This window comes from Glycomyces sambucus, assembly GCF_900102815.1.
In the GTDB taxonomy this organism is placed as follows: domain Bacteria; phylum Actinomycetota; class Actinomycetes; order Mycobacteriales; family Micromonosporaceae; genus Glycomyces; species Glycomyces sambucus.
Genome location: NZ_FNGF01000001.1, coordinates 994,602 through 1,018,867, shown reverse-complemented (window position 1 = coordinate 1,018,867; position 24,266 = coordinate 994,602). Strand labels below are relative to the sequence as shown.

Here is a 24,266-nt window from a genome sequence, read left to right as displayed (position 1 = left end):
CCCGCACCGGTCCCGCGCACCGCGCGGGGGCCGGTTCGCGACCGCGGGCGCACGAAACTTGAGACAGTTAAACGAAACGAGCGGCCGGGCGCAGGCGCGCCCCGCCGCCGGAATCAGCATTGGTGAAAGCAGATGCGCAACGCAACGCGCCCCTTCGGGCGCACACTCGCGGCCATGATCACGCCGTTCACTCCCTCAGGGGAGCTCGACGTCCCCGGCACGGCCGCCCTCGCCCGCCACCTCGTCGACGAGCAGGGCTGCGAGGGACTGGTCCTCAACGGCACCACCGGCGAGTCGCCCACCACCACCGACGCGGAGAAGACCCAGGTCATCGAGACCGTCGTCGAGGCCGTCGGCGACCGCGCCCACGTCATCGCCGGCGCCTCGACCTACGACACCCGCCACTCGGTGCGCCTCGCGCAGGCCGCCGAGAAGGCCGGCGCGCACGGGCTCCTCCTCGTGACCCCGTACTACAACAAGCCCACCCAGGCCGGCATCGCCGCCCACTTCGAGGCCATCGCCGACGCCACCGAGCTCCCCGCGATGCTCTACGACATCCCGCCGCGCTCGGTCCTGGGCATCGGCGAGGACACGTTCGCGCGCCTGGCGCGGCACGAGCGGATCATCGCCGTCAAGGACGCCACCGGCGACCTCGTCAAGGCCCAGCGCGTACGCGTCGACACCGGACTCGCCGTCTACTGCGGCGTCGACGAGCTCAACCTCGCCGCCTACGCCACCGGCCAGGTCGGCGTCGTCTCGGTCGTCGCCCACCTCCTCGGCCGCCAGATCAACGCCATGTTCGACGCCTACGACCAGGGCGACACCGCCAAGGCGTCGCAGATCAACGACGCGATCCTGCCCGCCGTCTGCGCCCTCATGGGCCAGGGGCCGGGCGTGGTCGCCGTCAAGTCCGGCCTCGTCACCGCGGGCCTGCCCGCGGGGGAGCCGCGCCTGCCGCTGCTCCCCGCCGAAGCCGACCTCACCGCCCTCATCGCCGCCCGACTCGCCGACCTGAAGGAGTCCTGATGGGCTTGACCCGTCCCAAGAACCTCGGCGAGCCCGCCGCCCTCCCCGACGGGGCCCTGCGGACGATCCCGCTCGGCGGCCTCGGCGCCATCGGCCGCAACATGACCCTGTTCGAGTACGACGGGCGCCTGCTCATCGTCGACTGCGGGGTGCTCTTCCCCGACGTCGACCAGCCCGGCGTCGACCTGATCCTGCCGGACTTCACGCCGATCCTCGACCGCCTCGACGACATCGAGGCCATCGTCGTCACCCACGGCCACGAGGACCACATCGGCGCGATCCCGTTCCTGCTGGAGCACAAGAACGACATCCCCGTCGTCGGCTCCCGCTTCTCGGTGGCCCTCGTCGAGGCCAAGCTCCGCGAGCGGCGCATCAAGCCCGCCGGGATCGTCGTCGCCGAGAACGAGACGCTCCAGCTCGGCCCGTTCGGCTGCGAGTTCCTGGCCGTCAACCACTCCATCCCGGACGCGCTCGCCGTCGCGATCCGCACCGAGGCCGGCCTGGTGCTCCACACCGGCGACTTCAAGATGGACCAGCTCCCGCTCGACGGGCGCATCACCGACCTCGCCGGCTTCGCGCGCCTGGGCGACCAGGGCGTGGACCTGCTCCTGTCGGACTCCACGAACGCCGAGATCCCCGGCTTCGTGACCTCCGAGCGCCAGATCGGCGCCGTCCTCGACAAGCTCTTCGAGGACGTCAAGGGCCGCATCATCGTCGCGTCCTTCGCCAGTCACGTGCACCGCGTGCAGCAGGTCCTCGACGCCTCGCACGCGCACGGCCGCAAGGTCGCCTTCGTGGGCCGCTCCATGGTCCGCAACATGGCGATCGCCCGCGACCTCGGCCTCATGCACGTCCCCGAGGGGCTGCTGGTGAGCATGGACGAGGCGGTGCGGCTGCCCGCCGACGAGATCGTCTACATGAGCACCGGCTCCCAGGGAGAGCCCATGAGCGCCCTGGGCCGCATGGCCTCCGGCGACCACCGGCACATCACCGTCGAGCCCGACGACACGGTCATCCTCGCGTCGTCCCTGGTGCCCGGCAACGAGACCGCCGTCTACGGCGTCATCAACCGCCTGGCGCGCACCGGCGCCACCGTGATCCACAAGGACGTCGCGAAGGTCCACGTCTCCGGCCACGCCCCCGCGGGCGAGCTGCTGTACGTGCTCAACGTGGTCAAGCCGTCCAACATGATCCCGGTCCACGGCGAGGCCCGGCACCTCCAGGCGCACGCGCGGCTCGCGATCGAGTCCGGCGTCCCCGCCGACCAGGTCATCGTCATCGAGAACGGCGACGTGGTCGACCTCATCGACGGCCGCGCCCGCCTCGTCGGGCACATCCCGAACAACCTCGTCTACGTCGACGGCCTCTCGGTCGGCGACGTCGGCGAGCCGGTCCTCAACGAGCGCCGCGTCCTCGGCGACGGCGGCTTCATCGCCGCCACGGTCGTCATCGACTCCGAGAACGGCAAGGTCGTCGGCGGCCCCACCGTCTCGGCCCGCGGCTTCTCCGAGGACCCCAAGGCGTTCGACGGCGTGCTGCCCCTCATCGGCGACGCCATGGAGCGCGCCGCCCAGGACGGCATCACCGACCCGCACCAGCTCCAGCAGATCCTGCGGCGCACGGTCGGCAAGTGGGTCAACGACACCTACCGCCGCCGCCCGATGATCGTGCCGCACGTCCTCGAAGTATGAGAGGGCGCGGGAAGTGCAGCCTCGAAGTATGAGAGGGCGCCGGAAGCGCAGTCTGAAGGTCTGACAAACCACGCGTACGCGGAGGGCCGCACCCGTCCGGGTGCGGCCCTCCGCGTACGCGAATAATGAATCTAACTCGTGTACTACGTGTAGTACAATGATGTCATGGACGCGACCATGCGAGAGCTCAACCAGCACACGGCACAGGTGCTGGCCCATGTCGAGGCCGGTGAGGCGGTGACGGTCACCAAGAACGGCAGGCCGATCGCGGTGATCCAGCCGGTCGACACGCCGAGCGAGCCCGTCTACGGATTCCGGACCGACCCCATGGGCGACGATGACAAGGCCCCCGTATTCAACGGCCATCCGCTCTTCGCGGAACGCGTCGACGACTGGCTGACCGGATTCGGCAGTGACGACTACTAGTATTCCGGTCGCCATCGGCGACACCTCCGGGCTCATCGCCTTCTTCAACGCCGACGACAAGCACCATGCCGCCGCACGCGCGACGATCGCCTCGATCGGCCACCTCGTGGTCTCGCCGTGCATCCTCGCCGAGCTCGACTACCTCTTGGCCACCCGCAAGGGTCCGCACGTCTCGAACCCGATCCTGGGCTACATCGCCTCCCGCGTCGCCTCAGGGCGGTGGGAGGTGCCGGGCATCGGCCCGATGCTTCCGGCGGTTCACGCCGTGCTCCAGGACTACCCGGGGATCGGCCTCGCGGATGCGACCAATGTGGTCCTGGCGCGGGAGTTCCGCACGAATGCGATCGTCACCCTGGACTGGAAGCACTTCCGGATGATCCGGCCCTTGACCCCGCACGAGGCGTTCCACATGCTGCCGGGGGATTGAGCCGCAGGCGCTGCGGTAGGGCCGCACCCGTCTGGTGCGGCCCCGCCGCGTTTCCGGGGCCCGTGCTAGCCCGGGTGGACCGTGACGGTGGGTTCCGCGCCCGGCCAGCCCGCGGGGGCCGGGGGCGGGGGCGGGGCGTAGACCGGCGGCTTGCGGACCTGCATGAGGAACGTGCTCAGCGCCAGCAGTGCGACGCCGACCACCGCGATGTACACGCCGTTGTCCGCGGACACCGTGATCGCGTCGACGGCCCCCGCATCGGCGCCGAAGTCGTCCTCGACGCCGTCGAAGCTCTCGAGGTACTGGCGCATCACCGTGACCGGATGGTACGAGAACGCCGCCGCGAGCGCCGCGAAGCCCACCGCGGCGAGCCGCGACGGCCAGCGCAGCGCCGGGTTCCGGTGGGCGCTGGCGCCCACCGCGGCCAGGAGCGCGAGCGACATCACGACCGTCGCCGTGTCGATCCCGTAGGACCCCGGACCGTACATGCCCGTGTACGAGAAGATCCCGAAGATGTGCTCCGGATCCTCGACCTTGACGCGCGGCACCAGGATCGAGACGCACAGCATCGCCAGGCCGACCCCGGCGACGGCCAGACCCAGCGGCGACGGCGCGGTCGAAGGCGGCTGCGGCGGCACCATGATCGGCCCGGTGTGGTGCAGCCCGTCGTGGTGCAGCCCTGCGTGGTCCGGCGCGGGACCCGTCGGGTGCGGCGCGGGCTCGGCGGGCGGGGGAGGGGGGACCGAGGGGTCCTGGGGCGGAAGACCGTTCACCGCCGCCATGCTACCGACCACGGGAGTCGCGCAGGGTCCCGCGAACGGGCCGTCCCTGTCAGCCCCGCGGGCGGATCGGGAGCGGGTTCGGGGGCTCGGTCCGCAGCTCGTTCACGACCATGTCGGCGGGGGCGTCGAGGACCGTGAGGATCGTGGAGGCCACGGTCTCCTGGCTCATCGCGCGGGACGGGTCGTAGTCGGAGTCGTACTGGTCCCGCAGGCCCCGCTGCATGTCGGTGTCGAAGTGCGACGGGTAGAAGCTCGTCACCCGCAGGCCGTTCGCCTGCTCCTCGGCGCGCAGCGCGTCCGCGATCGCCTTGAGCGCGTGCTTGCTCGCCGAGTAGGACGCCAGCCGCGGCGCGGTGTTCAGGCCCGCGCCGGAGTTGAGGAAGAAGACGTGGCCGCGCGCCGCGCGCAGGGACGGCAGCAGCAGCCGGGTCAGTTCGGCGACCGAGACGACGTTGACCGCCATCGTCCGCTGCCACACCTCCAGCGTCTCCTCCGCGACCGGGCTGACATTGAGGACGCCGGCATTGTGGACCAGCGCGTCGAGCCGGTCCACGCCGAGCCCGGCGACCGCCTCGGCCAGGCTCGCCGGGTCGGCGAGGTCCGCGACCAGGGCTTTCGCATGCGGCACGCCCGCAAGGGCCTCCGCGCTCCGCGCGTGCGCGATCACGGTGTCGCCGCGCGCGCTCAGGCGTTCGGCCAGGGTCCGGCCGAGTCCGCGCCCGGCACCGGTGACCAGGATCGTTTTTGACATGTCGTCACATTAGCCCCTCCCGTGAAGCCCTTCGCGCCAACGCCGGGAGGCGTGCGGGCGGTAACGTATGGACCATGATGGCCAGGACGAGCGGCAAGGGCGGCACCGCCCGCAAGGGGACCGCGCCCGCGGCGCGCCGCAGGCCCGCCGCCGCCAGCGCCGCCAAGAAGCCCGCCGCGAAGAAGGCGACCGCCAAGAAGGCGGCCAAGAAGACCACCGCCAGGCGCGCGGTGAAGAAGGCCGCGCCGCGCAAGCGCGCCGACGCGATCCCCGGCCCGCTCGAAGCCCTCGGCATGGGCCTGCGGGGGCTGTGGGTGGGCACCGCCCGCACCACCGGCTGGATGGCCCGCTCGGTCGGCAAGGAGGCGGCCACGGCCCGCGAGATCGACCCCGCGCACCGCCGGGACGGCCTCGGCCTGCTCCTGGTGGCGACCGCGATCGTCCTCGCCTGCGCCGTCTGGTTCGACGTGGCCGGCCCGGTCGGCGAGCGCTTCGCGTTCATCCTCGACTGGCTCCTCGGCCTCGCCACCCGCGCGCTCCCGGTCCTGCTGGTGCTGTGGGGAGTCCGCGTCATGCGGCAGACGCCGCCCGAGGGCGCGCACGGCCGCTCGCTGGTCGGCTGGGGCGCGATCTGGCTCTCCAGCCTCGGCCTGCTCCACCTCATCTCCGGGCTGCCGGCCGACATGGGCGAGCGCATGGCCGCGGGCGGGCAGCTCGGCTGGCTCGTGGGCGGCGGGCTCGCGCTGGCGGTCTCGGCCTACGTGGCGTTCCCGCTCCTGGTGCTGCTCCTGCTGTTCGGGGTGCTCGTGGCGACCGCGACGCCGCTGAACCAGGTCCCGGCCCGGCTCGCGCAGCTGTGGGGCCTGGCGACGGGCAAGGTGGAGTCCTACGAGGACGACGACGAGGAGGAGGCCGCTCCCCGCATGACGCGGGCCGAGAGCCGGGAGGCCAAGCGCCTCAAGGAGGAGGAGGCGAGCCGGGTCCACCGGCCGACCACCGTCCTGCCGCGCCTGGCGCCCGAGGAGGTCCCCGACCTGGGGGCCGACGAGCCGCCGCCGCGCCGCACCTCCGTGCCGATCCCCGAGCCCGAGCCGGTGCGCGACCCGCCGAAGCACTCGCCGCCGCCGAAGAAGACCGAGCAGCCGACGCTCTCGGACGGCGCCTCGGACGGCGACTACCGGCTCCCGCCGATGGACATCCTGCCCACGGGCCCTGCCGCGAAGAAGCGCTCGAAGGCCAACGAGGTCGTCATCGCGGCGCTCCAGGAGGTCTTCGCGCAGTTCAACGTGGACGCGGCGGTCACCGGCTTCACGCGCGGCCCCACGGTGACCCGGTACGAAGTGGAGCTCGGCCCGGCGGTGAAGGTCGAGCGGATCATCCAGCTCGCCAAGAACATCGCGTACGCCGTCAAGAGCGCCGACGTGCGGATCATCAACCCGATCCCCGGCAAGTCCGCGGTGGGCGTGGAGATCCCGAACACCGACCGCGACGACGTGGCGCTCGGCGACGTGCTGCGCTCGCCGAACGCGCAGGCCGACGCGCATCCGATGATCGTGGGCCTGGGCAAGGACGTCGAGGGCGGCTACGTCCTGACGAACCTGACCAAGACCCCGCACATGCTCATCGCGGGCGCCACCGGCTCGGGCAAGTCCTCGTGCATCAACTCGCTGCTGGTCTCCACCCTCATGCGCGCCACCCCCGAGCAGGTCCGCATCCTCCTCATCGACCCCAAGCGGGTGGAGCTGTCGAACTACGAGGGCATCCCGCACCTGGTCCATCCGATCGTGACGAACCCGAAGAAGGCGTCCGACGCCCTCCAGTGGGTCGTCAAGGAGATGGACATGCGCTACGAGGACCTGGCCGCGGCCGGGGTCCGGCACGTGGACGACTTCAACCGCAAGGTCCGCGCGGGCGAGGCGAAGGTCCACCCGGCCTCGGGCCGCGAGTTCCGCCCGCACCCGTACCTGCTGGTCATCGTCGACGAGCTGGCCGACCTCATGATGGTGGCCGCGCGCGACGTGGAGGACTCGGTCGTGCGCATCACGCAGCTCGCGCGCGCCGCCGGCATCCACCTGGTGCTCGCCACGCAGCGCCCGTCCGTCGACGTCGTCACCGGCCTCATCAAGGCGAACGTGCCCTCGCGCCTGGCGTTCTCGACCTCCTCGCTCGCCGACTCGCGGGTCATCCTCGACCAGCCCGGCGCCGAGAAGCTGGTGGGCCGCGGCGACGGCCTGTTCCTGCCGATGGGCGCCTCGAAGCCCGAGCGCATCCAGGGCGCGTTCGTCTCCGACAAGGAGATCGAGTCGGCCGTGGAACACGCGAAGGCGCAGATGGACGCGCAGTACATCGAGGAGGTCACCGCGGTCGCGGGCTCGACCCGCGAGATCGACCCGGACATCGGCGACGACCTCGAACTGCTCATCCAGGCGATCGAGCAGGTCGTGACCACGCAGTTCGGTTCGACCTCGATGCTCCAGCGCAAACTCCGCGTCGGCTTCGCCAAGGCCGGGCGGCTCATGGACCTCATGGAGACCCGCGGCGTGGTCGGCCCCTCGGAGGGCACGAAGGCCCGCGACGTGATGGTCAAGCCCGATGAGCTCGACAGCGTCATCGCCTCGATCCAGGGGGAGTGACCGGCACTCCGGCGCGAGGCGGAGTGAAACCACACGGGAGCGTGAACGCGACAGGGCCGGTCCGAACGGACCGGCCCTTACGTGTGCGCTACTCGAAGCTCGCGGTGAGCTCGTGCGTCTTGTCGCCGGTGATCGGCATCGAGACGTCCTCCTCGGGCCACGTGACCGGGCCGTCGGGGTGGAACGTCAGGTCGAAGACCAGGCTCGCGGCCGGGATGTTGTACACCAGCGTGTAGGTCCGCCAGATCCCGTCGCCCCACTCCTCGTCCACGTGGGTGGCCGAGGCCGCGGCGAGCGGCCCGTTCGGGTCCGCCACGGTGAGCGCCTCCGTGGGATCGATGTCCCACTCCAGGCCCGAACCGGACTGGAGCCACCCGAACGTGACGTTGAGGACAGCCGCGTCCGGCGCGGACACCCAGCCCTTCCCGGGCCGGTACACCTCGCGCGTGAGCGTGAAGTCGGTGGAGTACTGCCAGTCGTCGAACCAGTACTCGTAGCTGCCGCTGGTGGTGTACCCGTCGACGGAGTTCTCCACGATGTCGGTGGTCACGGTGTCCGTCGAGCCGTTGTACAGGGCCTCGATGAGGCCCGTGCGGGTGCGTTCGCGCAGGTCCAGGGTCTGGGTCCGCTCGGCGTCGGTGAGCTCCAGCGTCACCGGCGCGCCCTTCTCGGCCACGGTGAAGTACACCGCGCCGGGCTTGGGCGACTCGCCCGCGAACTCCCACTCCACGTCGCCGATCGCGAGCTTGCCGGTCAGCTCGGTCAGGTCGTCCACCGCGTACGGCGCCTCGACCCCCGGCTCGGGCGCGAACTGCACGATCGTGAACTCGTAGCCCTCGGGCGGCGGCAGCAGCTTGTACCCGTCCGCGAGCAGGTACTCCAGCTGGAAGCCCTCGGGCACCTCCTCGAAGGACGCCAGGCACTCGACACGGAGCGCGAAGTGCGCGCCCCTGAGCAGGCCCTCGTCGCCCTCGAACCGGGTCTCGCCCTCCGAAGGGCAGATCGACACGGGCACGTCGTCACTCGATACGGTGTATCCCGCGGGGGTGTTGACCGTGCCCGTGGGCACCTCGCCGCACGCGGCGGCGGTCAGCGCGGCGGCCGCCGCGGCGGCCGCGTACGCGACCCGCCTGGCGGTGCTCTTCCGGGGGTTCCTGACGGCTGGGGCGATGCCTTTGGGGGACATGGAACAAGCCTAGGCCACGTCCGCAACGGCCGCTCATCCGATGTTGCCCCAGCGCAGGAGGGTCGAGAATGACCCGAAACGTCCGCGCCGCAATCGGCGCATACCGTCGGTGACCGCCCCCGAGGCGCCCCGGACGTAAGGTGCGCCACTCTACCGCCCGCGCGACCGTGACCCTGCCCGCCGCCCCGGGCGTTCACCCACCGCCCCTGGGTACGCTTTCCTGGTGTCATCAGCTCATTCGACCCGATCCGAGGACTCGACGCGCGAGGCCAAGAGCGTCGCGCTCCTGACGCTCGGCTGCGCCCGCAACGAGACCGACTCCGAGGAGCTGGCCGCCCGCCTGGCCGCCGGCGGCTGGCGGATCAGCGACGACGGCGAGAACGCCGACGTGGTCATGGTCAACACCTGCGGCTTCATCGAGCAGGCCAAGACCGAGTCCATCGACGTCCTCCTCGAAGCCTCCGGCACCGGCGCCAAGGTCGTCGCGACCGGGTGCATGGCCGAGCGCTACGGCCGCGACCTCGCCGAGAGCCTGCCCGAGGCCGACGCGGTCCTCGGCTTCGACCACTACCCGGACATGGCCGCCCGCCTCGACGACATCCTCGCCGGACGCACGGTCGAGTCTCACCAGCCGTCGGACCGCCGCAAGCTCCTGCCGCTGGCCCCCGCCGCGCGCCAGAGCGCCGCCGCCGTCGTCCCCGGCCACACCCGCACCGCCCAGGCCGACGGGACCGCGCTCGAAGCCGGCGCCCCGCAGCACCTCGCGGTCGTGCGCAAGCGCCTCACCGACGGCCCCGTGGCGAACCTCAAGCTCGCCTCCGGCTGCGACCGCCGCTGCACCTTCTGCGCGATCCCGACCTTCCGCGGCTCGTTCGTCTCCCGCACCCCCGAGGAGATCCTGGCCGAGGCCGCGTGGCTCGCCTCCGAAGGCGTCAAGGAGCTCAACCTCGTCTCGGAGAACACCACCTCCTACGGCAAGGACCTGCCCGACAGCCAGGCCCTGGAGCACCTCCTCGAAGGCATGGCCGCGATCGACGGCATCGAGTGGATCCGCCTCTCCTACCTCCAGCCCGCCGAGCTGCGCCCGAGCCTCATCGAGGCCATGCAGCGCACGGAGAAGGTGGTCCCGTACTTCGACCTCTCCTTCCAGCACTCCTCGGCGAAGGTCCTGCGCCGCATGCGCCGCTTCGGCTCCACCGAGAACTTCCTGGCCCTGCTCGACCAGATCCGCGCGGTCAACCCGCTCGCTGGCGCCCGCACCAACGTCATCGTCGGCTTCCCCGGCGAGACCGAGGAGGACGTCGAGGAGCTCATGGGCTTCCTGGAGGCCGCCCGCCTCGACTCCACCGGCGTCTTCGCGTACTCCGACGAGGACGGCACCGAGGCCGTGGACCTCGACGGCCACGTCCCCGAGGACGAGGTCCAGGATCGCCACACCCGCGTCGCGATGCTCGTCGACGAGCTGGTGAGCCAGCGCGCCGCCGAGCGCGTGGGCGAGACCATGACCGTCCTGGTCGAGTCCGTCGAGGACGACGGCGTGGACGGGCGCGGCGCCCACCAGGCCCCCGAGGTCGACGGCACCGTCGCCCTCGTCGGCGAGGTCGACGGCCTGGAGCCGGGCGACTTCGTCACCGCGAAGGTCGTGGACTCCCACGGCGTCGACCTGGTCGCGGAGATCGTCGAGGAGACCTGGTGACCACCGACCAGCCGGTCTCCCCGTGGAACATCGCCAACGTGGTGACCGTGGCCCGGATCTTCCTGGTGCCGGTGTTCGCCGTGTTCGTGGTCCTCTCGGGGATGGAGCACACGGGCTGGCGGGTCGCCGCCTGCGCGCTGTTCATCTTCATCTCGGCCACCGACTTCGTGGACGGCTGGCTCGCGCGCTCGCGCGGCCTGGTGACCGATTTCGGCAAGCTCGCCGACCCGATCGCCGACAAGGCGCTCATCGGCACCGCGCTGGTCCTGCTGAGCTACTACGGCGACCTCGCGTGGTGGGTGACGATCGTCATCCTCGTCCGCGAGCTCGGGATCACCGCGTGGCGCATGGCGATCCGCACCCGCACGGTGGTCGCGGCCGACCGGGGCGGGAAGCTCAAGACCGTCCTGCAGATCACGGCCGTGTCCTGGATGCTGTTCCCGTGGCCGGGCCCGTTCGACCTGGTGGGGGTGTGGCTGATGTACGCCGCGCTGCTCCTCACGGTGCTGACGGGAATGGATTACCTCTGGAAAGCATTCAAATTGAGGGAGAGCGAGCCGAACCGGACGAGCTAGGCTTGCAGGACCGGTTTAGGCTCACGGGAGCGATCGGCGGCGTGGAGGAGAACCCTATGGTGTTGTTGAGGGAACTGCTGGGAGAGACCCTGCGGCGCCGCCGCCGCGCGCAGAAGCGGACGCTGCGGGACGTGTCGAAGCAGGCCAACGTCAGCCTCGGCTACCTCTCGGAGATCGAGCGCGGCCACAAGGAGCCGTCGAGCGAACTGCTCGCCTCCGTGTGCGGAGCGCTCCAGGTCCGCCTGTCCGAGGTGCTCGCCGAGGTCTCCCGCGAAGTGGCCCAGCACGAGCGCGGCGAGGCCGCGCCCGGCGGACGCGAGGCGACCGACCAGCAGGGCCGCCAGGTGGCGGTGCTCCCGCTGCCCCGCGAGCAGGCCGCGGCCGAGGAGTCGCGCCGCCGCCGCCACGCCCCGCCGCCGTCCCCGACGATCGCGCAGGTCCGTTCCCGGCACCGTCGTGGCGAAGTGACCGATTCGGTGGTCCGCGCGGCAGCCTGAGCGCACCCGATGATGTAGTTTTGCGAGTGAGGCGTCACCCCTGTCCCGCACGAGTGGCGCCGATGTCCGACACTAGAGGCAAGTCGGCGTTGCACTGCAAAACTTATGGCTCGCAAGCTTCGCCAAGTGAGCACCGGAAGGACCCCGATAATGGCCAATCCGTTCGTCAAGGGCTGGAAATACATGATGGCGCTCTTCGGTGCGAAGATCGACGAGTACGCCGACCCCAAGATCCAGATCCAGCAGGCGATCGAGGAAGCGCAGAAGCAGCACCAGGCACTGGTGGGGCAGGCCGCCTCGGTGATCGGGAACCAGCGCCAGTTGGAGATGAAGCTCAACCGCTCGATGGCCGAAGTGGAGCGTCTGCAGGCGCAGGCGCGCCAGGCGCTCGTGTTGGCCGACAAGGCCCGCGCAGACGGCGACGAGGCGAAGGCGCAGCAGTTCGAGTCCACCGCCGAGATCCTGGCCGGCCAGCTGGTCTCCACCGAGCAGTCCCTTGAGGACATGAAGGTGATGCACGACCAGGCGCTCACCGCTGCGGACCAGGCCAAGAAGGCCGTCGAGAACAACCAGATGATCCTCCAGCAGAAGCTCCAGGAGCGCACGAAGCTCCTCGGCCAGCTGGAGCAGGCGAAGATGCAGGAGACGATCGCCTCGTCCCTGGAGTCGATGTCGCAGACGGCCGCCCCCGGCAACGTCCCGAACTTCGACGAGATCCGCGACAAGATCGAGGGCCGCTACGCCTCCGCGATGGGCCGCGCCGAGCTCGCCTCGAACTCGGTCGAGGGCCGCCTCCTCGAAGTCAACCGCGCGACCCGCGACATGGCCGGGGTCTCCCGCCTGGAGCAGATCCGCGCCTCCCTCGAAGGCGACCAGCTCTCCGCGGGCAACCGCGAGAAGGCCCAGATCGAGTCCAAGGAGTCGGTCACCAACGCCCGCCTCGCCGACATCCGCGCGTCCCTCGGCGACGAGGGCACCGCGGAGGCGGACAAGACCAAGAGCTAGGACGCCCCGTGGACGCCAAGGACCGCAAGCGCGCCTTCAAGCGCCTGCGGTCCCGCCTGGCCTCCGCGAAGAGCTGGACCACCACTGCCGGCGGCGCCGTCGCCGGCAGTGCCTTCTTCATCCCCTACGCCGGACTCGGCGGCCTCGACGGCGTGTGGGTCACCGTCGCCGGGTTCTCCACCGCGATGGCCGTGGTCCGCTGGCTCGACTACCGGCGCCTCGCCCGCGCGCTGCCCGCCGAGGAGCGCGCCTCGCTGGAGATCCACGGCACCGCGAAGCTCACCAAGGAGGCCCAGGGCCTCTTCGGCGAAGCGGCGCAGGCGATCCAGCGCGGGCGGGCGCGCAGCCAGTTCAAGCACAGCCGGGCCCTGGCCCCCTACGAGCGACTGGAGCAGGCGTCGATCGCGGCCGAGCGGATGGCCGACCGCCTCCAGGGCAACCAGGAGGCCGTGGCGATCCTCGCCGGGGCCGCGAAGGCCGGGCGGGAGCTGTACCAGCTCGCCTTGAGCGTGCGCGACGTCGAGCAGGCCATGGGCGTCTCCCCGGCGATGAAGCGCACGGGCCTCCAGGACGGGCTCGACCGGATGGTCGAGCGCCTCGACGCGGGCGTGACCGCCTACGAGGACATGGTGAGCGCGGCGGGGGAGTGCCTGGCCGGTTCGCTCGGGCTCCAGCACGAGCTGTCGGCGCACCGCGCCGACGAGACGCTCGACATGCTCACCGACGCGGCCGACCGCCTCCGCGCGGCCGGCGACGCGGCGAGCGAGATCCGCGGCCGCATCGGCCCCCAGCGCGGCGGCATCGCCTGAGGCCATTAACGCGAATAGGTCTCATTTGGTCTAATCTTCGCGTGAAAGCCCTTATTCTTCGCACTTCCGCGGTCACCGCCGTCTCCGTCCTCGCCTGGGCCGCGCCCGCCCAGGCCCAGCCGCAGACGCTCCCCGTCGAACCCGTCAAGCTGTACCTCAAGGAGCACGAGCCGATCCCGCTCGCCGAGGAGGGCGGCGCGATCGTCCTCAGCGCCGACTTCGACCTGTGGAGCTTCCGCTCCGTCGAGGCGTTCCAGGAGATCGGCGAGTTCCAGATCGTCCACGACGAGTCCGGGCGGTGCCTCACCGCCGACACCTCCGGCGGCGAGGAGACCGAGCCGGTCGCGCTCGCCGACTGCGCCGACGCGATCACCTGGACGGCCGAGTACGACGACCGGCCCGGCTTCGACGACCTCCGGTTCGCCACCGGCGACGGCTACTTCCTCGGCCTCGCCGACGGCGTCGCCGCCGTCCAGGGCGCCGCGGTCCTCGCGGTCGAGCCCGAGTCCGGGAACAGCCGCCACTTCCAGGAGTGGCTCGTCAAGGGCGAGATCGAGGAGCCCCCGCCGCCGACCTCCCCGCCGCCTTCCGAGAGCCCCTCGCCGTCCCCGAGCGAGTCCGCTCCGCCCTCGGAGACGACGCCGGGGTCGCCGTCCGAGCAGCCCGGCACGCCGAAGCTCCCGACCACCGGCGCCGGCCTCGGCATGGCCGTCGGCGCCGGAGCGGTCGCCCTCGCGGGCGGCGCCGCGCTGGTCCTGTGGTGGCAGCGGCGCAGGGCCCTGCGGCACTGGTGAGTCCGGGGCGCACCGCCCATTCGCGACTCACCGCGGCGACGCGGCATCCACGACGCAGCGAACCTCACGACGCAGGGAATCCAACACAGTGATTCCCACGATGCGGGAAATGCTGGTCCGGCTCCGCGGCCGGTGGCATACTTCGACTCGTGACTTTCCAGCTCATGATTAGCTGCGGGCGTTCAGCGAGGCCGTGATGCCATCGCCGAACGCCAGACCTCCTGCGCCCGCAGGGGGTCTTTTTCGTTCAGGGCAAACGAACGTTCAGGTCCGACGCGCAGCACTGGACCCATCGGCACAGAGAACTTGGAGTACCAAGTGACGCAAGCAGCAACCGCATCCGCCACCGGTGGCGGGGACTTCCACGTCTTCGACACCACGCTCCGCGACGGCGCGCAGATGGAGGGCCTCCGCTACTCCGTCGCCGACAAGCTCGCGGTGGCCGAGCTCCTCGACGAGCTCGGCGTCGACTACATCGAGGGCGGCTGGCCCGGCGCGATCCCCTCGGACACCGAGTTCTTCGCCCGCGCGGCCGACGAACTCAACTTCAAGCACGCCAAGCTCGTCGCCTTCGGCATGACCCGGCGGGCCGCCTCCACCGCCGCCGACGACCCCGGCTTCGGGGCCCTCCTCGACTCGCGCGCCCCCGTCCTGTGCCTCGTCGCCAAGTCCGACATGCGCCACGTCGAGCAGGCCCTGCGCACCACCCCCGAAGAGAACCTGGCGATGATCACCGACTCCGTCCGCACCGGGCGCGAGCACGACCGCCAGGTCTTCATCGACTGCGAGCACTTCTTCGACGGCTACCGCCACGACCCGGTCTACGCGACCCTCGTCGTCAAGACCGCCCTCGACGCCGGCGCCGAAGCGGTCGTCCTGTGCGACACCAACGGCGGGTCCGTGCCCTCCGACATCACCGCCGCGTTCACCGACCTGCGCGCCCGCCTCCTCGGCGCCGGCCTCGCCCCCGAGCGCATCCGCCTCGGCATGCACGCCCAGAACGACACCGGCTGCGCCGTCGCCAACACCATCGCCGCCGTCGAAGCCGGCGCCATGCACGTCCAGGGCACCGCCAACGGTTACGGCGAGCGCCCCGGCAACGCGAACCTCTTCACCGTCATCGCGAACCTGGAGACCAAGCTCGGCCGCAAGGTCCTCCCCGACGGCGGCCTGGAGAAGCTCACCCGCGTCTCCCACGCCATCGCCGAGATCGCCAACATGATCCCCGACGAGCACGCGCCCTACACCGGGCACGCCGCGTTCGCGCACAAGGCCGGCATCCACGCCTCCGCCATCAAGGCCGACCCGGCCCTGTACAACCACGTCGACCCCGTCGTCGTCGGCAACGACATGCGCATCCTCGTCACCGAGATGGCCGGCCGCGCCTCCGTCGAGCTCAAGGGCCGCGAACTCGGCATCGACCTCTCCGGCGACAAGGACGCGCTCGACCGGATCACCAGGCGCGTCAAGGAACTCGAATCCAAGGGCTGGTCCTTCGAGGCCGCCGACGCCTCCTTCGAACTGCTCGTGCGCGACGAGGTCGAAGGCGGCCTGCCCCGGCCGTTCACGCTCGACACCTACCGCGTCATCGTCGACCACGACCCGAACGGCACCACGGTCGCCGAGGCCACCGTCCGCGTCGACGTCGAGGGCGAGCGCGTCATCTCCACCGCCCAGGGCAACGGCCCCGTCAACGCCATCGACGCGGCCCTGCGATCGGCCCTCGCGGCCCGGCACCCGCGCCTGGCCGAACTCACCCTCTCCGACTTCAAGGTCCGCATCCTCGCCGGCTCCAAGGGCACCGACGCGGTCACCCGCGTCCTCATCTCCATGAGCGACGGCGAGGCCGAGTGGACCACCGTCGGGGTGGCCCCCAACCTCATCGAAGCCTCCTGGAACGCGCTGGCCGACGGCCTCGCCTACGGCCTGAACCGCCGCTGACCTTCGATTCCGCCTCGCCACGAGCGAACCCAGACCGGGGCCGGTCCACGAGACCCGCCCCCACCCGGCCCGCGCCGACCGCGCGGGAGGGAACGGAGAAGGGGTCCGATCATCCGATCGGACCCCTTCCTCGCGTCCCGGTTCCCCAAACCTTCGATCAGTCGAAGATCGCCAGGCGCTTCTGCTCCATCGTGCCGCCCCCGAAGGTCGTGAAGGACCCGCCGACGCTCAGGTTCGCGCCCGAGGGGTGCGCGGTCGCGTCCCACGCGCCCACGACGCCGTTCGCGCCCGGGTTCCACGGCAGCAGCGTCCCGTTCATGTCGACCGCCAGCAGCTTGCCCCGGTCGGCCTTGACGCCGTCGACGCACTGGCCCAGCGGCCCGGCGTGGTTGGTGTTGCACGCCTTGTCGAAGTGGCCGCCGCCGATGACGGCGTCCCCCCACACCTCGACGGTCTGCATGCCCCCGTCGACGGCCTGGTACCACAGCGTCTCGCCGGCCTTCGTGAACGCGCGGATCTCGCCGCCGCGCCCGTCGAGCGCCGCGTACACGCGGTCGCCGGAGACGACGACCTCGCGGGTGAGCACGAACACCTTGGACACGAACCCGGTGTCGACCGCACCGGAAGCCGGGTTCACGGCCCCGAGCTTGCCGTACTTCTTGTCGCCGCCGATCATCGAGAACACGCCGGCGACGTAGAGGCGCCCGTGCCCGGCCTGGAGGTCGCGGACCGCGCCCTCGGACACCGCGGGCGCGAAGGACGTCACCGGGGCGCCGGTGGCGGCGTTGACGGCGGCGAGCCGCGGCTGCGCGTGGCCCCCCACGGTGGTGAACGTCCCTCCGAGGTAGACGGTGGACCCGACCGGTTCGATCGAGTACACCGTGGCGCTCGGCTTGGGCTTCCACGCGGTGTCGAGCTTCCCGGTGCTCAGGCTGAACCGGGCGATGCGGGACATGGCGACCCCGTCGACCTCGGTGAACTTCCCGGCGACGTACAGGTAGCCGCCGCCGGTCTTGAGCTCGTGGACCGTCCCGTTCAGGGCCGGCGCGAACGGCAGCAGCGCCCCGGTGCGGGAGTTCACCGCCGCCAGGTAGGAGCGGTCGGCGAAGGTGCCGTCGGTCTGGCGGGCCCGGGTGAACAGGCCCCCGGAGTAGACGGTGTCGCCGTTGTAGGCGACCTTGACGACCTGGTCGTTGAAGGACGCGGTGGCCTGCGGCAGGTTCGAGTCGACGGCCCCGGCGGGGAGCTGGACGAACAGGAGGGCCGCGAGCAATGCGGAAAGTGTGATCAAACGGCGCATTGCGGCAGTGTTGCACGCATCGGGGACCGCACCGGGGATTCGCGGCGGCGCGTCCGCGAGACCGGGCGCACAGGTCACGCCTGCGGGGGAACTCCAAAGTTGACACGCGCCCGGCCCGATACGCCCCGAGGACACCGGGAACGGGCGAATGCGGTCCCCACCGCCGTTGACCCGCCGTATTACAGTTGAGGTGTGACTTCCTACAAGACCGATCGCGCCCGCGCGGCAGCACAGGCCGCGGACTCGGCCGTGTACGGGCGCCGCCGGTTCGGAGCCGGGTTCTTCCTCGGCCTCGTGATCCTGGTGATCCTCGCCTTCGTCCTGGGCTTCGTGCTCGTCGGCGGCCTCGGCGAGACCCTGCGCGTGCGCCTCGGCGCCACCGCGCTGTCGCTCCTGGTCGCGACCCCGCTCACGTTCGTCCTCGGGTTCTTCGTCGGCATGTTCGGCCGCGTCCGCCGCATGGGCATGGGCATCGTCGTCGGCGCGCTCGTCGGCACCATCGTCCTGGCGGGCCTGTTCCTGCTCCTGCGGTAGCGCCCGAGTGACGCCCTGGTCCGGCGCGCGATAGCGCCGTGCCCCGCCCCGCCCCGCGAACTAAGCTGAGGTCCGCAAGCTTCCGATCCAGTCTTAGAGAGGGGCCGACTGTGCGGATCGCGCGGATCGCTCACCCCACCGGCATGTCGTTCGCAGTCCTCGAAGGGGAGGGGCCCGGGGCCACCGCCGCGGAGATCGAGGGGCACCCGTTCGCGCAGATCAAGCTCACCGGCCAGCGCTGGGCGCTCGACGACGTGCGGCTGCTCGCCCCGATCCTGCCGTCCAAGGTGGTCTGCGTCGGCCGCAACTACGCCGACCACGCCGCCGAGCTGGGCAACGAGGTCCCCAAGGAGCCCTTGATCTTCCTCAAGCCCTCCACCTCGGTCATCGGCCCGGGCGAGGCCATCCGCCTCCCGGCCGTCTCCGACCAGGTCGAGCACGAGGCCGAACTCGCCGTCGTCATCGGCCTGCACGGCGCCCGCAACCTCGACCGCGAGGCCGCCAAGGCCGCGATCTACGGCTACACGTGCGCGAACGACGTGACCGCCCGCGACCTCCAGAAGCAGGACGTCCAGTTCACCCGCGCCAAGGGCTTCGACTCGTTCTGCCCGCTGGGCCCGTGGATCGAGACCGACTGGCCCTCGAACGGCACCGACGTGGCCGATGCGGAGGTCCGCTGCGAGGTCAACGGCGAGGTCCGCCAGCTCGGCTCGACCAAGGACATGGTGTTCGACCCGGCCACGCTCGTCGCCTACGTCTCGCAGATCATGACGCTGATCCCCGGCGACGTGGTGCTCACCGGCACGCCCGCGGGCGTCGACCGGATCCAGGCCGGCGAGACCGTCACGGTCTCCGTCGCCGGCATCGGCACGCTGTCCAACAAGGTGGTCGCCAGTGAGTAACGTCCGCACCCGCTTCTGCCCCAGCCCCACCGGCACCCCGCACGTGGGCCTGGTGCGCACCTGCCTGTTCTCGTGGGGCTACGCCCGCGCCAAGGGCGGCGAGTTCGTGTTCCGCATCGAGGACACCGACGCGGCCCGCGACTCCGAGGAGTCCTACGAGCAGCTGCTCAACGCGCTCTCGTGGCTCGGCATGACCTGGGACGAGGGCCCCGACATCGGCGGCCCCTACGCGCCCTACCGGCAGTCGCAGCGACTCGACGTGTACGCCGACGTCATCAAGCGGCTCCTCGACGGCGGCTACGCCTACGAGGCGTTCTCGACCAACGAAGAGGTCGAGGCCCGCCACCGGGCCGCCGGACGCGACCCGAAGCTCGGCTACGACAACTTCGACCGCGACCTCACCGAGGACCAGAAGGCCGCCTACCGCGCGGAGGGCCGCAAGCCGGTGTTCCGCATGCGGATGCCGAACGAGGACATCGTGTTCCAGGACGCGGTCCGCGGCGAGGTCCGCACGCCCGCGGGCACCGTCCCCGACTACGTGATCGCCCGCGGCGACGGCTCGCCGCTGTACACGCTGACCAACCCGGTCGACGACGCGCTCATGAAGGTCAACATGGTCACCCGCGGCGAAGACCTGATGCCCTCGACGCCCCGCCAGATCGTCATGTGGCGCGCGCTGGTCGACCTGGGCCTGGCCGACGGGGAGCCGGAGTACGCGCACCTGCCGCTCATCGTGGACGAGCGCGGCAAGAAGATGTCGAAGCGCGACCCGCGCTCGAACCTCTTGCAGTACAAGGAGGCCGGGTACCTTCCCGAAGGGGTCCTCAACTACGTGGCGACCCTCGGCTGGTCGATCTCGGGCGACCGCGACACGTTCACGGTGGCCGAGTTCCTGTCGGCGTTCGACCTGCACGACGTCAAGTCGAACCCGGCGCGGTTCGACGAGAAGAAGTTCGACTCGATCTGCGGCGACCACTTCCGCATGACCGACCCCGGCGAGCTCACCCGCCTGCTGCTGCCGCGCCTGCGCGAGGCGGGCCTGATCGGCGAGTCCCCGACTCCTGCCGAGGCGCACGTGTTCGACGTGGCGGTGCCGCTGGTCCAGGAGCGCTGCACGACCCTCTCGCAGGCCGTGGAGATGCTGCGGTTCCTGTTCTGCGGCACCGAGGTCGCGATCGACGAGGACAGCGCGAAGAAGACCTTCAAGGACGACGCCGCCCAGGTCCTCGACGCCTCGATCGCCGCCCTGGAAGGCATCGAATGGACCACCCCGGCGATCGAGGAGGCCCTGAAGGGCGCCCTCGTCGACGGCATGGGTCTGAAGCCCCGCAAGGCGTTCGGCCCGGTCCGGGTGGCGATCAGCGGCAAGACCGTGTCGCCGCCGCTGTACGAGTCCATGGAGCTGCTGGGCGCCGAGGTGAGCCTGGCACGCCTGCGCGCCGCCCGCGCGACGCTCTAAGCGGCGCATGTCAGAGTGCCACCTTCGAAGTGTCACATCTGAAGCGCTACATACGAAAGCGGCCCCGCGCGTCAGCGCGGGGCCGTTCTTCTGTCGATTGCGGGTTCAGCTCGCGGCGTGGAGGAGTGCCGAGAGGTCGGCGCCGGTGAGGTTGAAGACGGGTGAGCTGTCGCTGAGCTTGGAGTCGCGGACGTGGAAGCCATCGTCCGCGCAAGCGGAGAGTTCGACGCAGTCGGAGTTGCCGTCGCTCCCGCTGCGCGTGCTCTTGCGCCAGGACCGGCGAAGTTCGACGCAGCTGGAGTTGCCGTCGCTGCCGCTGCGAATGCTCTTACGCCAGGCGGTCACGTTCTGCATCAAGGAACTCCTCAAGTGGTGTTGCGCGTTTCCAGTTCTTCTTGATGCGCTCATGGTACGCCCGGACCCTCCCCAGCTCCTCGATGCACCAACTGAGGTCGTGGATCTGGGTGTAGACGAACGGAGGGCCAGCGGTGGGACTCGCGTCGGGAACGTAGACGCTGAAGGGTCCACCGAGATTGCTGGGGGTAGCCATCACCCGCAGCTCCCACCCTTCCCGGGCATTGCACTCCCGGAGGTATTCGACCTGCTCGCGCCGCTCTTCCGCTTCAAGGACCTTGAGGTGGAGGAGTGCGAGGTCGGAGCAGATGACGCTCATGCGGTAGGGAGTGCTTCGGCGAGCGAGCTCCCTCTTCCGCTCCTCCTTGAACCGTTCGTCGAACTGGGCTTCGATGTCGCTGGTGCCCTCGGCTTGCTGAACGAGTTTGTTGTAGGCGCGCGTCTGAGCGATCCCGGGTACGAACAGCGGCTCCCACTTCCAAATGGACCCGTAGTGGAGTTCGGCGAGGGCGAGGCACAGGGCGTTCTCGCGGGGTGTCAGTTCGATGTTGCGAGAGCCGCCGTCTACGGCGATGCGGTAGAGGAAGGCTTTGATCTCCTTGCCGATGCCGAGCACGTCGCAGATCTTCTCGACCTGGGAGGAGTGAGGCTTGGACCTGTTCTTCTCCCAGTTGGCGATCGTCGCGGGGGAGACGTTGAGTTCCCTGCTCAGTCCGGCTTGGCTCACATTCCTCCGGAGTCGAGCATCGCGGAACCGAGTGCTCGCGTTCCATTCGGTCAGTGATGAGGGAACCGGCATGGATACCTCCGACGTCCTTGGTGGGAGATTCAGGGTCGCATGGATCGGTCTGTCTTGAAGGATGCCGCTCACCGCAATCTTCTGAGCCCTAAGGGATCACCCTCAATCCTTTGGGGCCTGTCCTTGAGGGTTCCGTTCGGGCGATCCTTGATGTTCCACTATTGAGTTGTGGATTCGGACTGAAGCTCAGGCGATCAGGAGCTTCGGTCGGCGAGGCAGAAGGCAGAAGGCAGAAGGCAGAAGGCAGAAGGCGGAAGGTAGGAGGCAGTAGGTAGGAGGTAGGCGGGGCGGGGTTCTCGTGGCCTGGTTCGCTCCGCTTGAGGTTCAGGCGGTCAGCGACGGAAAGCGGGGATGCCGCGATCGGTCGCGATGCGGGGACCCGGCCGGATCGGGCCCGGCCCGCTCCGGTCCGATTGGCGCTGGCCCGCTTCGACCTGACCTACTTCGGTCCGGCCCATCTCGACCTCGCCCATTTCGGTCCGGCCTTGTTCGGACTGGCCCATTTCGGTCCGGCCCGACTCTCTCCTCGGACCCATTGCGGTCCGACCGGCCCGCTCAGGCCCGCTCCGGTCCGGCTTGCGCGGACCCGCTTCGGTCCAGCCCGACCCGGCCCGCTCAGGCCAGTTCCGGCCCGGCTCGCGCGGACCCGCTCCGGTCCAGCCGCCTGACCCGGCCCACTCGGGCCCGCTTCGATTCAACCCCGCCCGCTCTGGCCGACTTCGGTTCGGCCCACCTCGGTCCAGCCCGACCCGGTCCGCTCTGGCCCGCTTCGGCCCCGGCCCAGCTTGCTCGGGCCCACATAGGCCCGGCCCACTTCGGTCGACCCGGTCCGCTCTGGCCGACTTCGGTCCGGCCCACCTCGGTCCAGCCCGGCCGGCCTGCTCTGGCCCGTTTCGGCCCGGCCCGGCTTGCTCGGGCCCACATAGGCCCGACCCGCTTCGGTCCGACCCGGCCCGCTCTGGCCGACCTCGGCCCGGCCCATCTCTGCCGACCAACTCCGCTCTGCCCGATCCTCTCGAACCTCTGGATCCTTTCGCTCTTCTCGGTCTTCTCGCTCGCCTTGGTCGGGTTGGCGTGCTGCGGCGTGCATCGCCGGATTGAGCCGGTACTGATGCGGCCGTTGCGGATTACTTGTCTGGCCTGGCATCGTGTGGCTCTCCTTTCTTGTCTCTTGTCTCTTGTCTCTTGTCCACGTTCCCTGTCCGCATCGCAAGCGGCGCTTCGTGGGATCCGAGATCTCCCGGCAATGGGCGATGCTCCGATCCGCATCGCGGGGCTTTCTCTCCTGCCCGTGCTGCGGTACCGCGATGCTGCACTACTGAGCTGTTGCGGTGCTCTGGCGCTGCGGCGCTGCGGCGCTGCGGCACTGCGGTGCTGCGGGGCATCTCGATCGCCGCGTTGTTCCGGCGGTCGAAGGGCGCCTACTGCTACTGCTACTGATCCGCCACCGGATCGGGATGCAAGGAGCCGTTCTCTTTGCAGGGGATCCCGCCCAGTGGTTGGCGTCCCTCATGCGCATCGTGCCGCGTGAGCGTTGCCCGCCCTGGTAGCCCGCATACTCCGCTGAGTCCGCGTTGCATTGCGAATGGTCGTCGGTGGGTGTTCGTGTGGTGCAGCGGCGTGGTGTGCGGTCCGCTGGTGGTGCCTTGTGCCTCGTTCTGAGCACTTGCTCCCCGGAGCGAGGGGATCCCGCCCGGAGGTCTTCCACTTCCTAGCGGCCTTTGCGTCAGGCGGGAGGTGGAACCCGATGGCACGTGGGGATGAGACCCGCCCGACCGCCCTGCGCGGTACGGGGTTCTCGAAACCAGTCAAAGGTACGGTCCCGGCCAGAGGCTTGTCTTAGTCTGCTTACACCTGCCGCCGAATGTACTAATTCCGTGTCCCTGTGCGTACATCAATTGTCTCACCTGCATCAGGGGGTGTCATCACTCAATCGAGTGGTAAATCTTCAGCCTGGCTTCAGGTTCGGTTGCGGCCCAACAGATTTCGCCCGCCCCCCGCGCTCGGGCGTGCCTCACACCTCCTATTTCGCACTCGGGGCGTGCCTCACAAGTCCCGCCCCGACATCGGCGCCCAGGCCGCGAGGCCGTGTCACCTCGGGACCGCGCCACCGCAAGTCCATGCCGCCGGGAGACCGCATCGGACCCCGCCGCCGCGAGCCCCGCTACCGCGAGGCCGCATTCGACGCCGCCCATCCGCCCACCCCTCCGTCGCCGCCCGCTCGAACCCCGCCCGAACTCCACCCCTCACCCGCCGCATCACCTGCGCCCCAGTCGATCCCGAGCGCCGCAACCCATGACCCATCCGCGCACTTCTACTACTATGCAATGCATGGTACTGTGTAACGCGTGGACCGATCGCAACTGCTCAAAGGACTGCTCGACATCATCGTGCTGCGCGTCCTCGACAACGAGGACGGCTACGGCTACGAGATCCTGCACCGCCTGCGCAAGGCCGGGTTCGACGACCTCGGCGACGCCTCGGTCTACGGCACCCTCCGGCGCCTCTACCGGGCCGGCTACCTCTCCACCTATGTCCAGCCGAGCGAGTCGGGGCCGCACCGCAAGTACTACTCGCTGACCGAACCGGGCCGGAAGTACCTCCGCGAGATGCGCGACGCCTGGGAAGACGTCAGCACCAAGATGCGGCACCTGTTCGACGTTCCCAAGAAGGGCTGAG

Annotated in this window: 22 protein-coding genes; 16 read left to right on the top strand and 6 right to left on the bottom strand. The window is 70.3% G+C overall.

Annotation, left to right across the window (positions count from 1 at the left end):
* Positions 1 to 132: 132 nt before the first annotated feature.
* The 4 genes from dapA (at position 133) to BLS99_RS04710 (ending at position 3,570) form a co-directional block, all read left to right on the top strand.
* Positions 133 to 1,026: a 4-hydroxy-tetrahydrodipicolinate synthase gene (gene dapA, locus BLS99_RS04725; RefSeq protein WP_091044287.1), complete on the top strand. Its 894-nt coding sequence runs from the start codon at positions 133 to 135 to the stop codon at positions 1,024 to 1,026.
* Entirely contained in the window at positions 1,026 to 2,717 is a 1,692-nt protein-coding gene (locus BLS99_RS04720) for a ribonuclease J (RefSeq protein WP_091044283.1), read from the top strand. The genes dapA and BLS99_RS04720 overlap by 1 nt, the downstream gene beginning before the upstream one ends.
* 165 nt (positions 2,718 to 2,882) lie before the next feature.
* Entirely contained in the window at positions 2,883 to 3,143 is a 261-nt protein-coding gene (locus BLS99_RS04715; protein WP_091044279.1) for a type II toxin-antitoxin system Phd/YefM family antitoxin, read from the top strand.
* Entirely contained in the window at positions 3,130 to 3,570 is a 441-nt protein-coding gene (locus BLS99_RS04710) for a PIN domain-containing protein (protein WP_091044276.1), read from the top strand. The genes BLS99_RS04715 and BLS99_RS04710 overlap by 14 nt, the downstream gene beginning before the upstream one ends.
* Before the next feature lie 65 nt (positions 3,571 to 3,635).
* Here BLS99_RS04710 and BLS99_RS04705 read toward each other — a convergent pair whose 3' ends face one another.
* Both BLS99_RS04705 and BLS99_RS04700 read right to left on the bottom strand, forming a co-directional pair.
* Positions 3,636 to 4,343 (bottom strand): hypothetical protein, encoded by a 708-nt coding sequence (locus BLS99_RS04705; RefSeq protein ID WP_143034688.1) that lies wholly within the window; start codon positions 4,341 to 4,343, stop codon positions 3,636 to 3,638.
* Positions 4,344 to 4,401: 58 nt separating this feature from the next.
* Positions 4,402 to 5,103, bottom strand: a complete 702-nt coding sequence (locus BLS99_RS04700) for an SDR family oxidoreductase (RefSeq protein ID WP_091044269.1) — start codon at positions 5,101 to 5,103, stop codon at positions 4,402 to 4,404.
* Positions 5,104 to 5,177: 74 nt separating this feature from the next.
* Between BLS99_RS04700 and BLS99_RS26025 the strand changes: the two genes are divergently transcribed.
* Positions 5,178 to 7,736 carry an FtsK/SpoIIIE family DNA translocase gene (locus tag BLS99_RS26025; RefSeq protein WP_176953194.1) on the top strand — a complete coding sequence of 853 codons (2,559 nt, stop codon included), beginning with the start codon at positions 5,178 to 5,180 and terminating at the stop codon, positions 7,734 to 7,736.
* Positions 7,737 to 7,824: 88 nt separating this feature from the next.
* On the opposite strand, the gene BLS99_RS04690 is transcribed toward BLS99_RS26025, so the two are convergent.
* Positions 7,825 to 8,922, bottom strand: coding sequence for a hypothetical protein (locus BLS99_RS04690; RefSeq protein ID WP_143034687.1), 1,098 nt, complete (start codon positions 8,920 to 8,922; stop codon positions 7,825 to 7,827).
* 220 nt (positions 8,923 to 9,142) lie between these two features.
* Between BLS99_RS04690 and rimO the strand changes: the two genes are divergently transcribed.
* The 7 genes from rimO to cimA all read left to right on the top strand — a co-directional run bounded on the left by rimO (position 9,143) and on the right by cimA (position 16,239).
* Positions 9,143 to 10,618, top strand: a complete 1,476-nt coding sequence (rimO, locus tag BLS99_RS04685) for a 30S ribosomal protein S12 methylthiotransferase RimO (protein WP_425432603.1) — start codon at positions 9,143 to 9,145, stop codon at positions 10,616 to 10,618.
* The gene (gene pgsA, locus BLS99_RS04680; protein ID WP_245712150.1) at positions 10,615 to 11,193 is read left to right on the top strand and encodes a CDP-diacylglycerol--glycerol-3-phosphate 3-phosphatidyltransferase; all 579 of its coding nucleotides are present in this window, start codon (positions 10,615 to 10,617) and stop codon (positions 11,191 to 11,193) included. Before rimO ends, pgsA begins: the two co-directional genes overlap by 4 nt.
* A gap of 56 nt (positions 11,194 to 11,249) precedes the next feature.
* On the top strand, positions 11,250 to 11,690 hold the full coding sequence (locus tag BLS99_RS04675) for a helix-turn-helix domain-containing protein (RefSeq protein WP_091044257.1): 441 nt from the start codon (positions 11,250 to 11,252) through the stop codon (positions 11,688 to 11,690).
* Between the two features lie 150 nt (positions 11,691 to 11,840).
* Positions 11,841 to 12,695: a PspA/IM30 family protein gene (locus BLS99_RS04670; protein WP_091044253.1), complete on the top strand. Its 855-nt coding sequence runs from the start codon at positions 11,841 to 11,843 to the stop codon at positions 12,693 to 12,695.
* An 8-nt stretch (positions 12,696 to 12,703) separates the two neighbouring features.
* Complete coding sequence (gene pspM, locus BLS99_RS04665) at positions 12,704 to 13,504, top strand: phage shock envelope stress response protein PspM (protein WP_091044250.1); 801 nt, start codon at positions 12,704 to 12,706, stop codon at positions 13,502 to 13,504.
* Positions 13,505 to 13,545: 41 nt separating this feature from the next.
* Entirely contained in the window at positions 13,546 to 14,298 is a 753-nt protein-coding gene (locus BLS99_RS04660; RefSeq protein ID WP_091044244.1) for an LPXTG cell wall anchor domain-containing protein, read from the top strand.
* Positions 14,299 to 14,616: 318 nt separating this feature from the next.
* The gene (cimA, locus tag BLS99_RS04655) at positions 14,617 to 16,239 is read left to right on the top strand and encodes a citramalate synthase (protein ID WP_245712149.1); all 1,623 of its coding nucleotides are present in this window, start codon (positions 14,617 to 14,619) and stop codon (positions 16,237 to 16,239) included.
* Positions 16,240 to 16,396: 157 nt separating this feature from the next.
* On the opposite strand, the gene BLS99_RS04650 is transcribed toward cimA, so the two are convergent.
* On the bottom strand, positions 16,397 to 17,512 hold the full coding sequence (locus BLS99_RS04650; RefSeq protein WP_091044240.1) for an NHL repeat-containing protein: 1,116 nt from the start codon (positions 17,510 to 17,512) through the stop codon (positions 16,397 to 16,399).
* Positions 17,513 to 17,731: 219 nt separating this feature from the next.
* On the opposite strand from BLS99_RS04650, the gene BLS99_RS04645 reads away from it, so the two are divergent.
* The 3 genes from BLS99_RS04645 to gltX all read left to right on the top strand — a co-directional run bounded on the left by BLS99_RS04645 (position 17,732) and on the right by gltX (position 20,434).
* Entirely contained in the window at positions 17,732 to 18,073 is a 342-nt protein-coding gene (locus BLS99_RS04645; protein ID WP_143034686.1) for a hypothetical protein, read from the top strand.
* A gap of 110 nt (positions 18,074 to 18,183) precedes the next feature.
* Positions 18,184 to 18,975 (top strand): fumarylacetoacetate hydrolase family protein, encoded by a 792-nt coding sequence (locus BLS99_RS04640; RefSeq protein WP_091044232.1) that lies wholly within the window; start codon positions 18,184 to 18,186, stop codon positions 18,973 to 18,975.
* Complete coding sequence (gene gltX / locus BLS99_RS04635) at positions 18,968 to 20,434, top strand: glutamate--tRNA ligase (protein WP_091044230.1); 1,467 nt, start codon at positions 18,968 to 18,970, stop codon at positions 20,432 to 20,434. The genes BLS99_RS04640 and gltX overlap by 8 nt, the downstream gene beginning before the upstream one ends.
* A 105-nt stretch (positions 20,435 to 20,539) precedes the next feature.
* Here the strand turns inward: gltX and BLS99_RS04630 are convergent, their stop codons facing one another.
* Both BLS99_RS04630 and BLS99_RS04625 read right to left on the bottom strand, forming a co-directional pair.
* Positions 20,540 to 20,788: a DUF397 domain-containing protein gene (locus BLS99_RS04630; protein ID WP_091044227.1), complete on the bottom strand. Its 249-nt coding sequence runs from the start codon at positions 20,786 to 20,788 to the stop codon at positions 20,540 to 20,542.
* Positions 20,763 to 21,659 carry a Scr1 family TA system antitoxin-like transcriptional regulator gene (locus BLS99_RS04625; protein ID WP_143034685.1) on the bottom strand — a complete coding sequence of 299 codons (897 nt, stop codon included), beginning with the start codon at positions 21,657 to 21,659 and terminating at the stop codon, positions 20,763 to 20,765. Before BLS99_RS04625 ends, BLS99_RS04630 begins: the two co-directional genes overlap by 26 nt.
* A 2,276-nt stretch (positions 21,660 to 23,935) precedes the next feature.
* On the opposite strand from BLS99_RS04625, the gene BLS99_RS04620 reads away from it, so the two are divergent.
* The gene (locus tag BLS99_RS04620) at positions 23,936 to 24,265 is read left to right on the top strand and encodes a PadR family transcriptional regulator (protein ID WP_091044221.1); all 330 of its coding nucleotides are present in this window, start codon (positions 23,936 to 23,938) and stop codon (positions 24,263 to 24,265) included.
* The last annotated feature ends 1 nt before the right edge of the window (position 24,266 follow it).